This is a genomic window from Mycolicibacterium iranicum, assembly GCF_002101705.1.
Classification (GTDB): Bacteria; Actinomycetota; Actinomycetes; order Mycobacteriales; family Mycobacteriaceae; genus Mycobacterium; species Mycobacterium iranicum.
In genome coordinates, this window is sequence record NZ_LQPC01000076.1 from 82,684 (window position 1) to 102,433 (window position 19,750).

10 protein-coding genes are annotated in these 19,750 nt (G+C 66.7%); 8 read left to right on the top strand and 2 right to left on the bottom strand.

Annotated features, from left to right (window positions below; genetic code table 11):
- Positions 1–3 precede the first annotated feature (3 nt).
- The 5 genes from AWC12_RS29610 (at position 4) to AWC12_RS29630 (ending at position 5,113) form a co-directional block, all read left to right on the top strand.
- Positions 4–1,194, top strand: coding sequence for an amidohydrolase family protein (locus tag AWC12_RS29610; protein WP_024448329.1), 1,191 nt, complete (start codon positions 4–6; stop codon positions 1,192–1,194).
- Between the two features lie 46 nt (positions 1,195–1,240).
- Entirely contained in the window at positions 1,241–2,734 is a 1,494-nt protein-coding gene (locus tag AWC12_RS29615; RefSeq protein ID WP_036465678.1) for a FadD3 family acyl-CoA ligase, read from the top strand.
- 152 nt (positions 2,735–2,886) lie between these two features.
- Positions 2,887–3,765: an Rv1363c family protein gene (locus AWC12_RS29620; protein WP_085178390.1), complete on the top strand. Its 879-nt coding sequence runs from the start codon at positions 2,887–2,889 to the stop codon at positions 3,763–3,765.
- Positions 3,762–4,421: a hypothetical protein gene (locus AWC12_RS29625; RefSeq protein WP_085178392.1), complete on the top strand. Its 660-nt coding sequence runs from the start codon at positions 3,762–3,764 to the stop codon at positions 4,419–4,421. Before AWC12_RS29620 ends, AWC12_RS29625 begins: the two co-directional genes overlap by 4 nt.
- 20 nt (positions 4,422–4,441) lie before the next feature.
- On the top strand, positions 4,442–5,113 hold the full coding sequence (locus AWC12_RS29630; RefSeq protein ID WP_085178394.1) for a 2-C-methyl-D-erythritol 4-phosphate cytidylyltransferase: 672 nt from the start codon (positions 4,442–4,444) through the stop codon (positions 5,111–5,113).
- Here the strand turns inward: AWC12_RS29630 and AWC12_RS29635 are convergent.
- Positions 5,079–5,795 carry an IspD/TarI family cytidylyltransferase gene (locus tag AWC12_RS29635; protein WP_085178396.1) on the bottom strand — a complete coding sequence of 239 codons (717 nt, stop codon included), beginning with the start codon at positions 5,793–5,795 and terminating at the stop codon, positions 5,079–5,081. The two genes, AWC12_RS29630 and AWC12_RS29635, sit on opposite strands and share 35 nt — an antisense overlap.
- Positions 5,796–5,975: 180 nt before the next feature.
- Between AWC12_RS29635 and AWC12_RS29640 the strand changes: the two genes are divergently transcribed.
- A complete protein-coding gene (locus tag AWC12_RS29640) occupies positions 5,976–7,193 on the top strand; it encodes a low temperature requirement protein A (RefSeq protein ID WP_051226854.1) in 1,218 nt (405 codons plus the stop codon).
- On the opposite strand, the gene AWC12_RS29645 is transcribed toward AWC12_RS29640, so the two are convergent.
- Positions 7,180–8,433: an MFS transporter gene (locus AWC12_RS29645; protein WP_024448336.1), complete on the bottom strand. Its 1,254-nt coding sequence runs from the start codon at positions 8,431–8,433 to the stop codon at positions 7,180–7,182. The two genes, AWC12_RS29640 and AWC12_RS29645, sit on opposite strands and share 14 nt — an antisense overlap.
- Before the next feature lie 352 nt (positions 8,434–8,785).
- Between AWC12_RS29645 and AWC12_RS29650 the strand changes: the two genes are divergently transcribed.
- Positions 8,786–9,526 (top strand): MerR family transcriptional regulator, encoded by a 741-nt coding sequence (locus AWC12_RS29650; RefSeq protein WP_085178397.1) that lies wholly within the window; start codon positions 8,786–8,788, stop codon positions 9,524–9,526.
- Between the two features lie 882 nt (positions 9,527–10,408).
- Positions 10,409–19,750: a type I polyketide synthase gene (locus tag AWC12_RS29655; RefSeq protein ID WP_085178399.1), complete on the top strand. Its 9,342-nt coding sequence runs from the start codon at positions 10,409–10,411 to the stop codon at positions 19,748–19,750.

Sequence of the window (19,750 nt, forward strand, 5' to 3'; positions counted from 1 at the left end):
TTCATGGGACAACTGTCGCACCGGGTCGATATCCCGTTCCCGCTGTTCGATGCGGACAACCACCTCTATGAGCCGCCGGAGGCGATGACCAAGTACCTCCCCAAGGAGTACAAGGACGTCGTCCAGTACGTCGAGATCAACGGGCGCACCAAGATCGCGCTCAAAGGTCAGATCTCCAACTACATCCCGAATCCCACGTTCTCGGTGGTCGCCAAGCCGGGTGCATGGGAGGAGTACTTCAAGTACGGCAACCCCGACGGCAAGAGCAAGAGGGAGCTGTTCGGCGAGCCGATGAAGGCGATTCCGGCGTTCTTCGAGCCCGAACCCCGCATCAAGGTGATGGACGAACTCGGCGTCGACCGCAGCCTGATGTTCCCGACGCTGGCCAGCCTCATCGAGGAGCGCCTGTCCGACGATCCCCTGGCGATCCACGTGATCATCCACGCGCTCAACGAGTGGCTCCACGAGGTCTGGGGCTTCAACTACCAGAACCGGATCTTCACCACGCCCGTCATCACGCTGCCGATCGTCGAGAAGGCGATCGAGGAGCTGGAGTGGTGCGTCAAGCGTGGTGCCCGTGCCATCCTGATCCGGCCGGCACCGGTGCCCGGCTTCCGCGGACCGCGCTCGTTCGCGCTGCCGGAGTTCGACCCGTTCTGGGAGCGCGTGGTGCACCACGACGTCTTTGTCGGCATGCACTCCTCGGACAGTGGCTACTCGCGCTACACCTCCGAGTGGGATGGCCAGGCGCAGGAGATGCTGCCGTTCCAGACCAACGCGATGTCGATCCTCAACGAGTGGCGCCCCATCCAGGATGCGGTGGCCTCGTGGGTGATTCACGGCGCACTGTTCCGCTTCCCGAAGCTCAAGGTCGGCATCGTCGAGGCCGGCTCGAAGTGGATGTTCCCGCTGCTCGATTCGATGGCCGAGGTATGGAAGAAGGCGCCGGAAGCCTTTTTGGGCAACCCGATCGAGGAAATCAAGAACCGCATCTACGTCAGCCCGTTCTACGAGGAGGGCATCGACGACCTGATCAATTTGATCGGCGTCGACCAGGTGCTCTACGGGTCCGACTGGCCGCACCCCGAAGGACTGGCTGAGCCCACCCATTACGTGACAGCGCTCGAGCACCTGTCCGTGGAGGATCAGGCCAAGATCATGGGCGGCAACCTGGGACGTCTCGTCACGACGTGACGTATCGGGCTCACGCGTTGCGACGATCAAGGGCGCCCCACGCCCGATGAGAAGTAGCGCCGACAAACCCTGGCAGACCATCCCCGAGTTGGTCGCCAGCGCAGCGGACCGGTTCGGCGACAGCGAGGCTGTCGTCGACGGTTCGCTGCGATTGTCCTTCGCCGAACTTGTCGAGCGGATTCGTTGTGCCGCAGGCGCATTCGCCGAGATCGGTATCGAAAAAGGTGATCGCGCCGCGATCTGGGCGCCCAACAGCGCCGAATGGGTCATCGCCGCATTCGGTCTGCTCACCGCCGGCGGGGTGCTCGTGCCCGTCAACACCAGGTTCAAGACCGAGGAGGCGGGCGACATCATCGCCCGCAGCGGCGCCAAGGCGGTCTTGGTGCAGCAGGGCTTCCTGGGTGTGAACTACACGCTGCCTTCTTCGTGGTCCGGCGCGCGGCCGCCGGTGATCGACCTCAAGTCTGATTTCCTTTCCAGCGGAACACCTTTCAGTCGCCCCCTGGCGTCCACCGACATCTCGGACATCATTTTTACGTCGGGCACCACGGGGCGGCCCAAGGGCGTGATGATGCACCATGCGCAGAACCTGCGACTTTACGAGGAGTGGTGCAACCTGGCCGATCTGCGCCAGGGCGACCGCTATCTGATGGTGAACCCGTACTTCCACACCTTCGGCTACAAGGCCGGTCTGATCGCGTCGTTCATTCGTGGAGCGACGATGCTGCCGGTCGCGGTATTCGACGTCGACCGGGTCGTGGAACTCATTGCCAGTGAACGCGTCACGATGCTGCCCGGCCCGCCGACGCTGTACCACTCGCTGCTGTCGCTGCCCGACAAGTCGAAGCTCGCCACACTTCGGGCCGGGGTGACCGGCGCGGCCGACATTCCCGTCGAACTGATCCGGCGGGTACACGAAGAGCTGCCTTTCCAGACGCTGGCGACGGGTTACGGCCTCACCGAGGCAGGCACCGTCACGCTGTCGCGGCCCGGAGATTCGTTCACCGACATCGCGACCACCGCGGGAGTCGCCTGCGACGGTGTCGAGATGCGCATCGCCGACGACGGCGAGGTGCTGGTGCGGGGTTACACGGTCATGCAGGGCTACCTCGACGACCCTGCGGCCACCGCCGAGGCGATCGACGGCGACGGCTGGCTGCACACCGGAGACCTCGGCACCGTGGATGACGCGGGACGCCTGCGCATCGTTGGCCGCAAGAAGGACATGTTCATCGTGGGGGGCTTCAACGCCTACCCCGCCGAGATCGAGGGCTTCCTGCTGGAACACCCCGGTGTGGCGCAGGCCGCTGTCGTCGGCGTCCCCGACGAGCGCCTGGGGCAGGTCGGCAAGGCATTCGTGGTGGCCGAGAACGCCGGCAAAGGCACCAGGGTGCCGCTCGACGGCGACGATCTGATCGCATGGTGTCGTGACCGAATGGCCGGTTTCAAGGTGCCCCGCTATGTAGAGTTCGTCGACGAAATGCCGTTGAACGCCACCGGCAAGGTGATGAAGGACAAACTTCTGAACCTCGATCGCTGAGCGACCGCACAGCGCGTAAACAGCATTTCCGCTGACAGGCCTTTTGTCCGGACCTCCGAGACGGGGGTATCGTCATAGGTGATACTCAAAAAAGAAGAACGACATTCTCACAACCGCAAGCGTGCGATGACACAGCAGACAAGGAGGTCGGTGTGCCGTCTTTCAGGCGCCGCGACTCCGTGATCGACGCCGATCGCGTCGACGAAGCGAGAGCCGAAGCTGACCGTCCTACGGATGCCGACCAGGCTCGGGCGCTCGCCGAAGAAGCCGAGGCGGAGGCCGCTGAGGCCGATGCCATGGCCGCGGCCGCCAGGGCTCGGGCCCGGGCAGCAAGGCTGCGCAGGGAGGCTCTGGAGGTTGGCACCGACACCGCGCCGGACGCAGTAGACGCGGAGGCGCAGACCTCCGCCGAGCCGGCCGAGGCCGACGGCGTCGAACCCGAGAACGTCGAGACCGTGGTGTCTACGGACGCCGACCCCGACATCGAGGAGGCGCAGGAAGCCGAGGCGCCGCGCAAGCGCCGCAGAATGCGGCTGAAGCCGACGAAGTTCGGGGTCGCTGTCGCGGCGATCGTCGTGGCCATCCTGGGTGCCGTGGCTGGGCTCGCCGCCAGCGGTTACATGATCATCGAGCACCGGAACGCCGAGAAGGTTCGGCAGCAAACCGCCGAGTACTCGGCAGCCGCCCGGCAGAGCGTCGTCACGCTGATGTCGTTGGACTTCAACAACGCCGAGGCGGACGTCCAGCGCATCATCGACAACTCGACCGGCCAGTTCAAGTCGGACTTCGAGTCTCAGGCGGCCGATTTCGTGAAGGTGGCCCAGGATTCGAAGGTCGTCACCGAAGTCACGGTCAACTCCACCGCCGTGGAGTCGATGTCCGACGACAAGGCCGAGGTGCTCGTGGCGGCGGCATCGCGGGTCACCAACACCGCCGGAGCCAATCAGGAACCACGCACATGGCGCCTCAGCGTCAGCCTTGAGCGTGAGGACGGTCAGATCAAGATGGCGAAAGTCGAGTTCGTGCCGTGAGCGACGAAGACCGCACTCCCGAGATCACCGCTGACGACACCGACGTCGAAGAGACCGTCGGTGACTCGCCCGACGCGGAAGCGTCCGACGAAGCGGCCGAGGTCGCGGAGCCGGCCGACGAGGAGATCGACGAGGACCCGCCTACCGAGAAGACACGCCGGCGATCGGGCCGTGCCCTGGTCGCCGCCGCTGTGTTGGCGTTCGTTCTGCTCTCCGCGTCGGCCGGGCTGACGAGCTGGCTCTACGTCAACGACTACCGCCCCGACCAGGAGACGGATCCCGCGGCGGCCCAGGTCGCCCTCGATGCGGCCAAAACGGGTACCGTCGCGCTGCTGTCCTACTCGCCGGAGTCTCTCGACCAGGACTTTGCCAACGCCAAATCGAAGCTCACCGGCGATTTCCTGTCCTATTACACGCAATTCACCGAGCAGATCGTCACACCGGCGGCGCGGGAGAAGTCCGTCAAGACCGCGGCGTCGGTAGTCCGGGCTGCGGTGTCGGAAATTGCGCCAGATACCGCCGAGGTGCTGGTCTTCATCAACCAGACCACCACTAGCAAGGAGAATCCCGACGGCGCGTTCGCGGCCAGCAGCGTCAAGGTCGGTCTGACGAAAATTGACGGCAACTGGCTGATCGACTCGTTCGATCCCGTATAGAACGTATAGCCTCGAGCGCCGTGACTGTGACGGCGATCCTGCCCGTTCCGACGACCCTGGTGTCCCGGCGCGAGGCGGTGTTCTCGCCCGTCGCAGGGCAGTCGTCCCTCGCGCGCATCGTGCGAAGCCTGGCGCCGGTCGCTGACGTGATCGTGGCAGCAGCTGCGCCGCTGCTCGACGAGGTGAAGAAATCCTTGGCGCAACAGGGGCTTTCGGCCATGCGGGTATGCGTGGCCGACGACCCGGGCGCCAGGAGGGACTGCATTTCCGCGGCGCTGCGCGTCCCCGGAGTCGCCGACCAGGTGCTGCTGCACGACATCGCGTGGCCGCTGGTCTCGCCCGCCACGCTGGATCGTGTGGTGGCTGCGCTGAGGGCCGGATCAGTTGCGGCGCTTCCGGTATGTCCGGTCACGGACAGCATCAAAGCGGTGAACTCCAACGGCGCAGTGACGGCCACCGTGGAGCGGACCCCGCTACGCACTGTCCAGTACCCGCGGGGCTTCGACGCCGCCGTGTTGACCCGGCTGATCACGCACGGCCCTGGAATCGACGAGCTTGACGCGGTGCTCACCTCGGGGGTGTCAGTGACTTCGGTCGACGGCGACACCGACACCATGGCAGTCGAATTGCCGCGCGATGCAAGCTATCTCGCCGCGGTCATCGAGTGCCGGAGTGACGGCTCGGATCGGTGAGCATTCGCTGTGCGACGGCAATGTCGCGCGCATAGGTCACCTTGAGGTTGGCCGTGTCCCCGATGAAGGTCCGCACCTCGACATCGGTGTAGTGCTCGATGCACGAGGAGGTGTCGGTGCCTTCAAACCCGTCGCGCTCCGCGCTGCGATAGGCGTACAGCAGATCACGGGCGCGGAAGGCCTGCGGCGTCTGGACTCTGACCAGCGCTGCGCGGCCGGGCACGGGGCCAAGGCCCTCGTCGCCCGATGCCGCGAGGTTCTCGACCGGCAGGGCGGGCAACGCGCCGCCGAACTTGCGTGCCAGCGTGATCGCCTCGCGGAACATTTCAGGTCCCGCGAGGGGGCGGGCGGCGTCATGGATGGCGATCACGTCGACGCTGCCCGACTCGATGTCGCCGGCCAGATAACGCACGACGTTGGTTTCCGAAGCATGCCTGGTGTCGCCACCTTCGACCAATTCAATTGCGGCATCGCCGAGTTCGCGGTGGACGGTATCGCGAGCCAGATCGAACTCGCCCTTGCGGAAGACCAGAATCGTCCTCGCGATCTCTGGCAGCCGGGCCAGAGTGTCCAGCGACCACGACAGCATGCTCCGCCCGGCCAACGGCAGATATGCCTTGTTCCCGTCGGCGCCCACGCGGGTACCGAGGCCCGCGGCCAAGACCACACCGACGGCGTCCATGACGCGAACCTTATCGTGGCGGCGGGACGAACGTGGTCGACGACGAGCATTGGGCGCCGGACTTCGGCCGACGCGTCGAGCGCGCTCCGCGCGGCTACGCTCTGCCCTGCGGAGGAAAGGGGACCAGCAGTGAGCGAGCAACCGCAACGACCGATCGGCCAGTTGCACCGGATCAGGCAGATGGCCGGGCGCGACCCGCACGAGACGGGTCGAGCCGCAACGCCGCTGGAGCTGCTGTTCGACCTGACCTTCGTCGTTGCGTTCGGCATCGCCGCGTCGCAGTTCGCGCACCTGCTCGCCGAGGGACACGTGGCGGCCGGGCTGGCCGCGTTCTTCTTCGCGATGTTCGCGGTGTGCTGGGCCTGGATCAACTTCAGCTGGTTCGCCTCGGCCTATGACACCGACGACTGGGCGTACCGGCTGACGACGATGCTGCAGATGGTCGGCGTCATCATCCTGGCGCTCGGACTACCCCAGATGTATGCGTCGATCGAGCACGGCGGCCACGTCGACAATGCCGTGGTCGTCGCAGGCTACGTGGTGATGCGCGTCGCGATGGTGGCCCAGTGGTTGCGGGCCGCCAGGCAGGATCCCCAGCGACGCAAAGCATGCCTGACCTACGCGATGTGGATCACCGTTGCCCAGATCGGCTGGGTCGCAGCCATCTTCGTCCACACGTCGGTGCCCCTCACGATCGCCATCGTGTTGTCGCTGGTGCTGATCGAGATCATGGGTCCCGTGATCGCCGAACTGCGGCAAGGCGGCACGCCGTGGCACGCCCACCACATCGCCGAGAGGTACGGACTTTTCACGATCATCGCCCTCGGTGAAGGCGTGGTGGGAACAGTCGCATCGCTGACCGCAGTGGTCGGCGAGCAGGGCTGGTCGATCGAAGCGGTGTTCGTGGCCGTCGCCGGCATCGGTCTGACGTTTGGCATGTGGTGGACCTACTTCGTCCTGCCGCAGGCCGACATCCTGCACGCCCGCCGAGAGCGTTCCTTCTGGTTCGGCTATCTGCACATCGTCGTGTTCGCCTCGATCGTGGCGACCGGGGCGGGCCTGCACGCCGCCGCCTACTACATCGAGGACCACTCCAAGCTGTCGTCGCTGGCCACGGTGATGACCGTCGTCATTCCGGTTGGTATCTACATCCTGGCGATCTACGTGCTCTATTCACTGATGGCGTACACCGTGGAACGCTTTCACGTACTGCTGGTGGTGCTCACCGCGGCAGTGCTCGGTCTGGCGGTTTTGCTGGCGGCCAACGGCATTTCGATGGCCAACAGTCTGCTCGTCGTCACGCTGGCGCCGGTGGTGTCCGTCGTTGGCTACGAACTGGTCGGACACCGGCACGCAGCCGCCGCGGTCGCGAGGAATACGTCGGCTACTTCGTCATAGCCGCAAATGCGACCGGATCGTCCTTGGCGAGTTGCCTGCGCGCCTTCCGGCGGGTGATCAGGATGCCGGCGATCGCCAGCGTCCACACCACGTACTGAAGGGTCCAGGCGACTCGGAACGACTCGAAGGACATGCCGCCTGCCGCCTCCATCGCCATCCCCATCGCCTGCATGAGAAGCAGCGACGCCAGGAACCCGCCCATGTTCACCATGCCCTGTGCCGTGCCCAGGGTCGCGCGGGTGTTGAACGTCCTCGCAAAGTCGAAACCGACCATCGAACCGGGCCCGCCGAAAGACATCACCGTAATGAGCGCGATGAGCAACCACAATGGTGCGGGGCCTGGCAGCGCGAGCACGATGGTCCACATCAGAGCGTTGCTCGCGATGATCGCCAGCACCAATCGGGACCGGCGGTGGGGGAGCCGACCCGTCAAGAACCCGATCAACACGCCGAAGGCGACCGCAGTGGCTACGGACAAGCTCAGCAACGCACCGGCTACTCCGGCCGAGAGTCCTTGCGCCTCCGTCAAATATGGAACGCCCCACATCAGCGCGAACACGGTGAGCGAGAACTGCGTCCCCATGTGGGTGAAGAATCCGAGGCGAGTGCCCGGACGTAGCCAGACGGTCTTGACGCTGTGCAGGGTCTCGCGAACGGACATCGCCTCGCCGGTGGTCGCGGCGCCGTCCGGAGTGTTCTTGACGACGAGCAGGGTCAGCACTATCGACAGCACCCCGAGCGCTCCGGCGGACACGTACGCGGCCGACCAGCCGGCGGCGTGAAGTAGGGCCAGGAACGGTATGGCCGACAGCACCTGGCCCAGCTGGCCGAAAATCCCCGTCAGCTGCGTGACCAGCGGAATCTGTCGCGGCGCGAACCAGTGGGGGACGAGACGCAGGACGGAGATGAACGTGAAGGCGTCTCCGAGCCCGACCACGGCGCGGGCAGCGATGGCGGTAGGCAGCGACTCGGTGAACGCAAGAACCAGCTGGCCCGAACCCATCGTGGCGGCTCCGGCCACGATCATCGCGCGGGAGCCGAACCGGTCCAGGAGAAGCCCCGCCGGGACCTGGGCGCCCGCGTACACGACAACTTGGAGGACGACGAACGTCGACAACAGTGAGGGTCCTGTGCTGAAGCGATCCGCCGCGGCGAGTCCGGACACGCCTAGCGTGGTTCGATCCAGGACAGCGACGACGTAGGCGAGCAGCCCGGTCGCCCAGACGATCCAGGCACGCACGAGCGGGCACCTCACAATTAGCTGGCTTTGTCTTAATGTCCTGCGCGACGCGGCAGGTAGGCCCATCGTCGCGCACTATCGGTGCCTTACGCCAATCGGATTGCTCACAGGTAGCGGGGTCAAACCTCACCCTATGGGTGTAGAAGTTGGCTAAAGCTGCACAGTAACGTTGACAAATTGACTATATGCTCATTATTCGCGCTGATAGAAGTTCGTATTGAGCAAAGGCAATTCTGAAGATTGATGATCGAGATAATTCGCTCGTTTTGCACCGCGGGGGGCTACAGTGTGTGCATGTCCCGCCCAGGTCTCCGACGTGCCTGGTGCGCCGCAACCGTGGAGACGCTGCTGCATGGCTGAATATCGACTCGAAGACCTCGCCCGGGTGTCGGGGGTCAGCGCTCGGAACATCCGCGCCTATCGCGAGCGCGGGCTGCTCGACGCGCCTCGCCGGGTCGGCCGGTCGGCGCTGTACGACGACTATCACCTCTCACAGCTCAACACCATCAGCCACCTGCTGCGCAAGGGCTACAACTCGGCACACATCGCGGAGTTCTTCGCGAGCATGCGTCAGGGAACGGACCTGGCAGACATTCTCGGCTTGCAGCGGGCAGTGCTGGGCCCGTCGAAGAAGTCGCACAACAACAGCACGTCGGTGACCGTCGATCCGGACAGCGATGATGCCCGAAAGCTCGTTGAATACGGCCTCGCCGAGATCGTCGGAGGAAAGCTCAGGGTTAACGACAGCGCAGCCGCCGAGATCCTCGAACGGTCTCCCGACCAGCGGCTCTACGCGCGGGCGCTCGTCAGGTTCGTCGAGGCCGCCGCGAAGTCCGTCGACGATCTTGCCGAGGCGTTCGTCGCCAGTCTCGTCGAGCTCTACCGGACGCGCATCGGGGCCAACTATCTGCCATACGCAGACGAGTTGGACGAGATCCGCAGGATTGTCCAGGACTATCGCGCTTTGGGGGAGAACGTCATCGCCGCCCGCTTCGACCAGGCAACGCGTCGTCACATCGTCACATCCGCATCCGACTACACCGCGGGAATCCTGCTCGGCGGAGCATGGGAGCACTGGCGTCGAGGCGCGTGAACCGACCGGGGTAAGTGCGGCGCACGGCTGCTGGCAACCACACGTAGCCGCAGGTGATACGTCGGATGCCCGACCTGCGCGGCCATTGGTGACGACCTCGCCTACGAACGGCGTCGGTGTCAGGGTGGCGCCGTGTCCGCGCTGGTTCCTCGGCGATCGATCGGACGCGTAATGCGGCCTCGTGCGCTCATTGTGGCAGCACAACCACCGGCGCCGAGTATGCGAAGTCCCCGCGGTGCCCCGCGGGTGTCAGGTGCGATTGGCAGCTGGACACAGCGGGGCGTCGGGCGCCGTCGACCACATCCTCGGGTCCGGTATCGGGCAGCGGAGGTGAACTCCCTGACTTTCGCACCCGGACTTACTGATTAGTAGGTTTTGGCAGCAAACTTCGGTCCGCGCAGCGAAGCGTTGACAAGACACATTCTCTGATCTTGTCGCCCAGCCGTTCGGCATCGTGACACCAGCTGAGGCCGAAATTTCTTAGATAACGATTCGATAACAATACTGCTTTGAACTGCGATTCTTCCTTACTCGACCGTAACCACCCGCATGCAGGACGTTTGTCCCGGATAGCTTCGGGCCGCAGTAAACAGCACGTTATGCAACGCACTGTTACCGATGCGTAGAACTCGCCAGTAACCATTTGAGGCGCCAAACTGGGTCCGTCTCTTATGACACTCTTAGTACGGCTGGAGTGTCCGCCCAAGGGCGTCATGGAACGCGACGACTGCGACCCATAGCGCCGCGGACGAGACCAGCCGGATTCGACGCCGAATCGCAAGGCCCACGCCGGGTGCTCAGGCAGGCACCCGCCAGAAGCACAGCACCGAGCCTCACCCCAGCGATGTAGAGCGCGGAATAGCACCGAGGAGAACACAAGACGTGACGATCAACGACCAGCACCGTGCGACCACCGGCTCCGACGAGGCCGACCAGGCCTTCGAACCCCTGACCGGAACGCACGCACTCGTCGATCGGCTGCACTCCGGAGAGCCCTACGCCGTGGCGTTCGGCGGCCAGGGCGGTCCCTGGCTGGAGAACCTCGAGGAGCTCGTGAACTCCGCCGGCATCGAATCCGAGATCAGCCAGCTGGTTGCGGAAGCCGAGCTGCTCCTCGAGCCGCTGGCGCGAGAACTCGTCGTCGTCCGCCCCATCGGCTTCGAACCCATGAAGTGGATCCGGGCCCTGGCGGCCGACGAGCCGCTGCCCTCGGCCAAAGACCTCACCACCGCGGCCATCTCCGGGCCCGGCATCCTGCTCACCCAGATGGCCGCTCAGCGGGCGCTCAAGCGCCAGGGCCTCGACCTCGACGGTCACCCCCCGATCGCCATCGCCGGCCACTCACAGGGCGTCACTGCCGTGGAATCGCTCAAGGCCCGCGGTACCCGGGACGTCGAACTGCTCGCCATCGGTCAATTGATCGGCGCCGCCGGCTCGCTGGTGTCCCGTCGCTGCGGGATGGTCGGTCGCGGCGACAAGGCGCCGATGGTCTCCGTGCTCAATGTCGACCCAGACCGGATGGCGGAGCTCCTCGACGAGTTCGCCCAAGACGTGCGCACCGTCCTGCCCCCGGCGCTGTCCATCCGCAACGGCAGGCGCTCGGTCGTCATCACCGGCACCCCGGAACAGCTCGCCCGCTTCGAGCTCTACTGCGAGAAGATCACCGAGAAGGAAGAGGCGGAGCGCAAGAACAAGACCCGCGGCGGCGCCATCTTCCGTCCGATCTTCAACCAGCTCAACGTCGAGGTCGGCTTCCACACCCCGCGCCTGGCGGGCGGCGTGGACCTCGTCAACGAGTGGGCGGCGCGCACCGGCCTGGATCCTGAGCTCACCCGCGAACTGACCGAGACCATTTTCGTCAAGCCCGTCGACTGGGTGGCCGAAGTCGAAGGTCTCGCCGCCACCGGAGCCAAGTGGATTGTCGACCTCGGTCCGAGCGACACCGTGACGCGCCTGACCGCACCGGTGATCCGCGGTCTGGGCATCGGCATCGTGCCGGCTGCCACCCGAGCCGGCCAGCGCAGTCTGTTCACTGTCGGCGCCGCGCCCGCCGTCGCGCCGGCCTGGTCCAGCTACGCCCCCAAGCCCGTCGCGCTGCCCGACGGCTCGGTCAAGGCGTCGACGAAGTTCACCCGACTCACCGGACGCTCGCCGATCCTGCTCGCCGGCATGACGCCGACGACCGTGGACGCCAAGATCGTCGCCGCCGCCGCGAACGCCGGCCACTGGGCCGAGCTCGCCGGAGGCGGCCAGGTCACCGAGGAGATCTTCGACGCCCGCATCCAGGAGCTCACGCAGCTGCTGGAGCCGGGCCGAGCCATCCAGTTCAATTCGCTGTTCCTCGACCCCTACCTGTGGAAGTTGCAGATCGGCGGCAAGCGTCTGGTGCAGAAGGCACGCCAGTCCGGCGCACCGATCGACGGCGTGGTCGTCACCGCGGGCATTCCGGACCTCGAAGAGGCCGTCGACCTGATCGAAGAGCTGCACTCCGTCGGCATCAGCATGGTGACCTTCAAGCCGGGCACCGTCGACCAGATCAAGTCGGTCATCAAGATCGCTGCCGAGGTTCCCGACCGCGACGTCATCGTCCACATCGAGGGCGGCCGCGCCGGCGGGCACCACTCCTGGGAGGACCTCGACGACCTCCTGCTGAGCACCTACGGCGAGCTGCGCAAGTATCCCAACGTCACGATCTGCGTCGGCGGCGGCATCGGCACCCCCGAGCGGGCCGCGGAGTACCTGTCCGGCCAGTGGGCCACGCCCTACGGCTTCCCCGAGATGCCGGTCGACGGCATCCTCGTAGGGACCGCCGCCATGGCGACGCTGGAGGCCACGACCTCACCGGCCGTCAAGCAGCTGCTGGTCGACACCAACGGAACAGACACCTGGGTCGGCGCGGGCAAGGCGATCAACGGCATGGCCAGCGGCCGTAGCCAGCTGGGCGCCGACATCCACGAGATCGACAACACCGCGTCGCGCTGCGGTCGCCTGCTCGACGAGGTGGCCGGTGACGCCGATGCCGTCGCCGAGCGTCGCGACGAGATCATCGCGGCCATGGCGAACACCGCCAAGCCCTACTTCGGCGACATCGCCGACATGTCCTACCTGCAGTGGCTGCAGCGCTACATCGAGTTGGCCATCGGCGACGGCGACAGCACCGCCGACACCGCAGCGCCGGGCAGCCCGTGGCTGGCCGACACCTGGCGCGACCGCTTCGAGGAGATGCTCAAGCGCGCCGAGGCCCGCCTCAACGAGAAGGACTCCGGTCCGATCGAGTCGCTGTTTGACTCCAGCGCGGAAGGTCAAGCGCTGCTTGATAATCCGGAAACCGCGATCGCCGCGCTACTGGCCCGTTACCCGGATGCCGAGACCGTCAGGTTGCATCCCGCCGACGTGCCGTTCTTCGTGACGCTGTGCAAGAAGCCCGGGAAGCCGGTCAACTTCGTGCCCGTCATCGATAAGGATGTGCGGCGCTGGTGGCGTTCGGATTCGCTGTGGCAGGCCCACGACGCCCGCTACACCGCCGATCAGGTCTGCATCATCCCCGGAACGCAGGCCGTCGCCGGCATCACGCGCGTCGACGAGCCCGTCGGTGAGCTGCTCGATCGCTTCGAGCAGGAGATCGTCGATCGCGTGCTCGCCTCAGGTGCGAAGCCGGTCGCGGTGGTGTCGCGACGTCAGGCCCGCGCCGACGTCAGCGGGCCGCTCGCCGTGGTGCTTGACTCGCCTGACGTGCTGTGGGCGGGACGCACCGCGATCAACCCGGTGCATCGCATCGGTGCGCCGAAGGAGTGGCAGGTCAACGACGTGCCCGGCAAGCCCAGCGCGACACACCCCAATACCGGTGCGCGCCTTGAGCAGTCGACCGACAACGCCGGAAACACCTCCGTGACGCTGAGCGTGCCGCTGTCCGACATCTGGATCGACATCCGCTTCACGCTGCCCGCGACGACCGCCGACGGCGGTGCGCCGATCGTCACCGTCGAAGACGCATCGAAGGCTATGCGCGCGGTGCTGGCGATCGCTGCCGGCGTCGAAGGACCGGAATCCCTTCCGTCCGTTGTGGACAACACATCGACGGTCACCGTCGAGTGGGACCCCGAGAAGGTCGCCGATCACACCGGCGTCACCGCGACGTTCGGCGCCCCGCTGGCGCCGGGCCTGACCTTGGTCCCCGACGCGCTGGTCGGTCTGTGCTGGCCCGCAGTGTTCTCGGCGATCGGATCGGCCGTGACCGACGATGGCTTCCCGGTCGTCGAAGGCCTGCTCAGCCTGGTGCACCTCGATCACGCCGCCCACCTGCTGCAGTCGATGCCTGCAGTGAAGTCCGAATTGACCGTCGAGGCAACGGCTTCGGCGGCCACCGACACCGAGGTCGGCCGGGTCGTCCCGGTCTCGGTCACCATCTCGGACGCTGACGGCACGGTGCTGGCGACGCTCGAGGAGCGTTTCGCGATCCGTGGCCGCACCGGAGCGCTGGAGCTCTCCGACCCGCCGCGTGCCGGTGGGGCCATCACCGACAACGCCACCGACACGCCGCGCCGCAGGCGCCGCGACGTCGTCGTCACCGCGCCCGTCGACATGAGTGCCTTCGCCGTCGTCTCCGGTGACCACAACCCGATCCACACCGACCGGGCGGCCGCACTGCTGGCCGGGCTGAAAACGCCCATCGTGCACGGCATGTGGCTCTCGGCCGCGGCGCAGCACGCCGTCACGGCAACCGACGGTCGAGCTACTCCGCCCGCCCGGCTGGTCGGCTGGACCTCCCGTTTCCTCGGCATGGTCCTGCCCGGCGACGAGATCGAGTTCCGGGTGGACCGCGTCGGCATCGACCGTGGCGCCGAGATCATCGAGGTCACCGCGAAGGCTCGGCGGGCAGCGAGCGAAGCGAGCCAGGGGAGTGGTTCGGGTGGTGAGCTCGTCATGTCGGCCACGGCCCAGCTCGCCGCCCCGAAGACCGTCTACGCCTTCCCCGGCCAGGGCATCCAGTCCAAGGGCATGGGCATGGACGTGCGCGCCCGCTCCAAGGCGGCCCGCAAGGTCTGGGACAACGCCGACAAGTTCACCCGCGACACCCTGGGCTTCTCGGTCCTGCACGTCGTGCGCGACAACCCGACCAGCCTGATCGCCTCGGGCGTGCACTATCACCACCCCGAGGGTGTGCTCTACCTCACGCAGTTCACCCAGGTTGCGATGGCCACCGTGGCGGCCGCCCAGGTCGCCGAGATGCGCGAGCAGGGTGCCTTCGTGGAGGGCGCCATCGCCTGCGGTCACTCGGTCGGTGAGTACACCGCGCTGGCATGCGTGTCCGGGGTGTACGAGCTCGAAGCCCTACTGGAGGTGGTGTTCCACCGCGGATCCAAGATGCACGACATCGTGCCCCGCGACGCCCAGGGCCGATCCAATTACCGGCTGGCCGCGATCCGCCCGTCGCAGATCGACCTCGACGACAACGACGTCACCGACTTCGTCGCCGAGATCGCCGAGCGCACAGGCGAGTTCCTGCAGATCGTGAATTTCAACCTGCGTGGTTCGCAGTACGCGATCGCCGGTACGGTTCGCGGCCTCGAGGAGCTGGAGGCCGAGGTCGAGCGGCGTCGCGAAATCAGCGGCGGCAAGCGCTCGTTCATCTTGGTCCCCGGTATCGACGTGCCGTTCCACTCCTCGGTGTTGCGGGTCGGCGTCGCCGACTTCCGCCGCTCGCTGGAGCGCGTCATGCCCACCGACGCCGATCCGGAGCTGCTGATCGGGCGCTACATCCCGAACCTGGTGCCGCGGCCGTTCACACTGGACCGCGACTTCATCCAGGAGATCCGCGATCTGGTGCCCGCCGAGCCGCTCGACGAGATCCTCGCCGACTACGACACCTGGCGTAACGAGCGGCCGCGCGAGCTGTGCCGCAAGGTCGTCATCGAGCTCCTGGCATGGCAGTTCGCCAGCCCGGTGCGCTGGATCGAGACACAGGACCTGCTGTTCATCGAGGAAGCCGCGGGGGGCTTGGGCATCGAGCGGTTCGTCGAGATCGGCGTGAAATCAGCTCCCACAGTGGCAGGGCTAGCGGCTAACACACTCAAGCTGCCGGAGTATTCGCACAACACCACCGAGGTGCTCAACGCCGAGCGTGACGCCGCGGTGCTGTTCGCGACCGACACCGATCCAGAGCCCGAGATCGACGACACGCCGGCACCGGCTGCTGAGGCTGCTCCGGCACCGGCCGCCGAAGCCGTCCCTGCTGCGCCGGCTGCTCCGGCTGCGGCGCCCAGCGGGGGACCTGCGCCCAATGTCGCGCCCGGGGGCGCTCCGCGACCCGACGACATCGGCTTCGATGCCGCCGATGCGACGATGGCGCTCATCGCGCTGTCGGCCAAGATCCGCATCGATCAGATCGAGGCGCTGGACTCCATCGAGTCGATCACCGACGGTGCGTCCTCGCGCCGCAACCAGATGCTGGTCGACCTCGGCTCCGAGCTGAACCTCGGCGCCATCGACGGTGCCGCCGAAGCCGATCTCGCCGGTTTGAAGGGACAGGTCACCAAGCTGGCCCGTACCTACAAGCCGTTCGGGCCGGTGCTGTCCGACGCGATCAACGATCAGCTGCGCACGGTTTTCGGACCGTCGGGCAAGCGGCCGGCCTACATCACCGAGCGGGTGAAGAAGACCTGGGAGCTCGGCGACGGCTGGGCCAAGCACGTCACCGTCGAGGTCGCGCTGGGCACCCGAGAGGGATCCAGTGTTCGCGGGGGTGCGCTGGGCGGTTTGCACGACGGTGCGCTGGCTGACGCCGCCGCCGTCGACAAGGCGATCGACGCCGCGGTGGCCGCGGTCGGCGCCCGGCGCGGCGTTCCCGTGTCGTTGCCGTCGGCTGCCGGCGGTGGCGGTGGAGTCGTGGACTCCGCTGCGCTCGGCGAGTTCGCCGAGCAGGTCACCGGACCCGACGGCGTGCTCGCGTCGGCGGCCCGCACCATTCTCGACCAGCTGGGCCTCGGCGACTCGTTCGCGACCCCCGAGGCCACGGCCGATGCAGAGCTGATCGATCTGGTCACCGCTGAATTGGGTTCGGACTGGCCACGTTTGGTGGCGCCGGTGTTCGACGGCCGCAAGGCAGTGGTGCTCGACGACCGCTGGGCCAGCGCCCGTGAGGATCTCGTCCGCATCTGGCTGATGGACGAAGACGAGATCGAGGTTGATTGGGCCCGACTCTCGGAGCGGTTCGAGGGAACCGGTCACGTCGTGGGCACCCAGGCCACCTACTGGCAGGGCAAGGCCCTGGCAGCGGGGCGCAACATCCACGCCTCCCTCTACGCCCGCGTCGCCGCGGGTGCCGAGAACCCGGGCAAGGGTCGCTACACCGACGAGGTCGCGGTCGTGACGGGCGCTTCGAAGGGCTCCATCGCCGCATCGGTGGTGGCGCAACTGCTCGACGGCGGCGCGACGGTGGTCGCGACGACGTCCAAGCTCGACGACGACCGACTGGCCTTCTACCGGCAGCTCTACCGCGACAATGCCCGCTTCGGCGCGAAGCTGTGGGTGCTGCCGGCGAACATGGCCTCCTACAACGACATTGATGCACTGGTCGAGTGGGTCGGGACCGAGCAGAGCGAAAGCCTCGGGCCCAAGTCGATTCACATCAAGGACGCGCTGACCCCGACGCTGCTGTTCCCGTTCGCGGCGCCGCGGGTGGGCGGTGACCTGTCCGACGCCGGCTCGCGCTCCGAGATGGAGATGAAGGTGCTGCTGTGGGCCGTGCAGCGGCTCATCGGCGGGCTGTCGCGCATCGGAGCGGACCGCGATATCGCGGCACGCCTGCACGTCGTGCTCCCGGGCTCGCCGAACCGCGGCATGTTCGGTGGCGACGGCGCCTACGGCGAATCGAAGTCGGCTCTGGATGCGGTCGTGTCGCGATGGAAGGCCGAAACGTCCTGGGCGCAGCGGGTCAGCCTGGCTCACGCACTGATCGGCTGGACTCGCGGCACCGGGCTGATGGGCCACAACGACGTGATCGTCGACGCGGTCGAGGAGGCCGGCGTCACCACGTATTCGACTGAGCAGATGGCAAGCATGCTGCTGGATCTGTGCGACGTCGAGAACAAGGTGGCCGCAGCACGCGAGCCCGTCGAGGCCGACCTGACCGGCGGCCTGGCTGAGGTCGAACTGGACCTTTCGGCACTTGCCACCAAGGCGCGGGAGGAAGCTGCCGAAGCTCCTTCCGAGGACGGAAGCGGGGACGAGGAGCCGGCCGATCACATGATCGCCGCGCTGCCGTCACCGCCGCGCCCGATCGCCGGTGCGCCCGCACCCGAGTGGGCCGACCTCGACGTCGACCCGTCCGAGCTCGTCGTCATCGTCGGCGGTGCCGAGCTGGGCCCCTACGGCTCGTCGCGCACCCGCTTCGAAATGGAGGTCGACAACGAGCTGTCGGCGGCCGGGGTGCTGGAGCTGGCGTGGACGACCGGCCTGATCACGTGGGAAGACGATCCCCAACCAGGTTGGTACGACGTCGAATCCGGCGATCTGGTCGACGAGTCCGAGCTCGTCGAGCGCTACCACGACGAGGTGGTCAGCCGCTGCGGCATTCGCGAGTTCGTCGACGACGGCGCGATCGACCCCGACCACGCGTCACCGCTGCTGGTCAGTGTGTTCCTGGACAAGGACTTCCGTTTCGTGGTCTCCAGTGAGGCCGATGCGCGGGCGTTCGTCCAGTTCGATCCGGAGCACACGCTGGCCCGGCCGATCCCGGATTCCGGTGACTGGGAGGTGATCCGCAAGGCGGGCACCGAGATTCGCGTGCCCCGCAAGACCAAGCTGTCGCGCACCGTGGGCGCCCAGATCCCGACCGGGTTCGACCCGACGGTATGGGGCATCACCCCGGACATGGCCAACTCGATCGACCGGGTGGCGCTGTGGAACATTGTCGCGACCGTGGACGCGTTCCTGTCCTCGGGCTTCACCCCGACGGAGCTGATGCGCTGGGTGCACCCGAGCTTGGTGGCCTCCACGCAGGGCACTGGCATGGGCGGCATGACGTCGATGCAGACCATGTACCACGGGAATCTGCTCGGTCGGAGCAAGCCCAACGACATCCTGCAGGAGGTCCTGCCGAATGTCGTTGCCGCACACGTGATGCAGAGCTACGTCGGCGGTTACGGCGCGATGGTCCACCCGGTTGGCGCGTGTGCCACCGCAGCTGTGTCGGTCGAGGAGGGTGTGGACAAGATCCGCCTCGGCAAGGCCGAGCTCGTGGTGGCAGGCGGTTTCGACGACATGACGCTGGAGGCCATCATGGGCTTCGGCGACATGGCAGCCACCGCCGACACCGAGGTGATGCGAGCAAAGGGCATCAGCGACTCGAAGTTCTCGCGCGCCAACGACCGTCGCCGCCTCGGTTTCCTGGAGGCAGAAGGCGGTGGCACGGTGCTGCTGGCCCGCGGTGACCTCGCGCTGCAGATGGGTCTTCCGGTGCTCGCGGTGGTCGGTTACGCCCAGTCGTTCGCCGACGGTGTGCACACGTCCATCCCCGCGCCGGGTCTCGGCGCGTTGGGTGCAGGCCGAGGCGGCAGGGACTCGCAGCTGGCGCGCTCGCTGGCCAAGCTGGGTGTGGGCGCCGATGACATCGCGGTGATCTCCAAGCACGACACGTCGACGCTGGCCAATGACCCCAACGAGACCGAGCTGCATGAGCGGCTCGCGGATTCGCTGGGTCGCTCCGACGGCGCGCCGCTGTTCATCATCAGTCAGAAGAGCCTGACCGGGCATGCCAAGGGCGGCGCGGCAGTCTTCCAGATGATGGGCCTGTGCCAGGTGCTGCGCGACGGCGTCATCCCGCCCAACCGCAGCCTCGACTGTGTCGACGACGAGTTGGCCACCTCGGCGCACTTCGTGTGGCCGCGCGAAACCTTGCGACTCGGCGACAAGTACCCGCTGAAGGCGGGTCTGGTCACCAGCCTCGGCTTCGGTCACGTGTCGGGTCTGATCGCACTGGTACATCCGCAGGCATTCCTGGCCACGCTGAGCCCCGAGCAGCGGGCGGCGTACACCGCCCAGGCTCAGGAGCGGGCGCTGGCAGGCCAGCGCAGGCTGGCGTCGGCGATCGCCGGCGGTCGCCCGATGTACGAGCGGCCCGAGGGGCGTCGCTTCGACCAGGACCATCCGGAGAAGGCTCAGGAGGCGGCGATGTTGCTCGACGTGACGTCCCGGCTCGACGACAGCGGCGTGTATCGGCGTTGA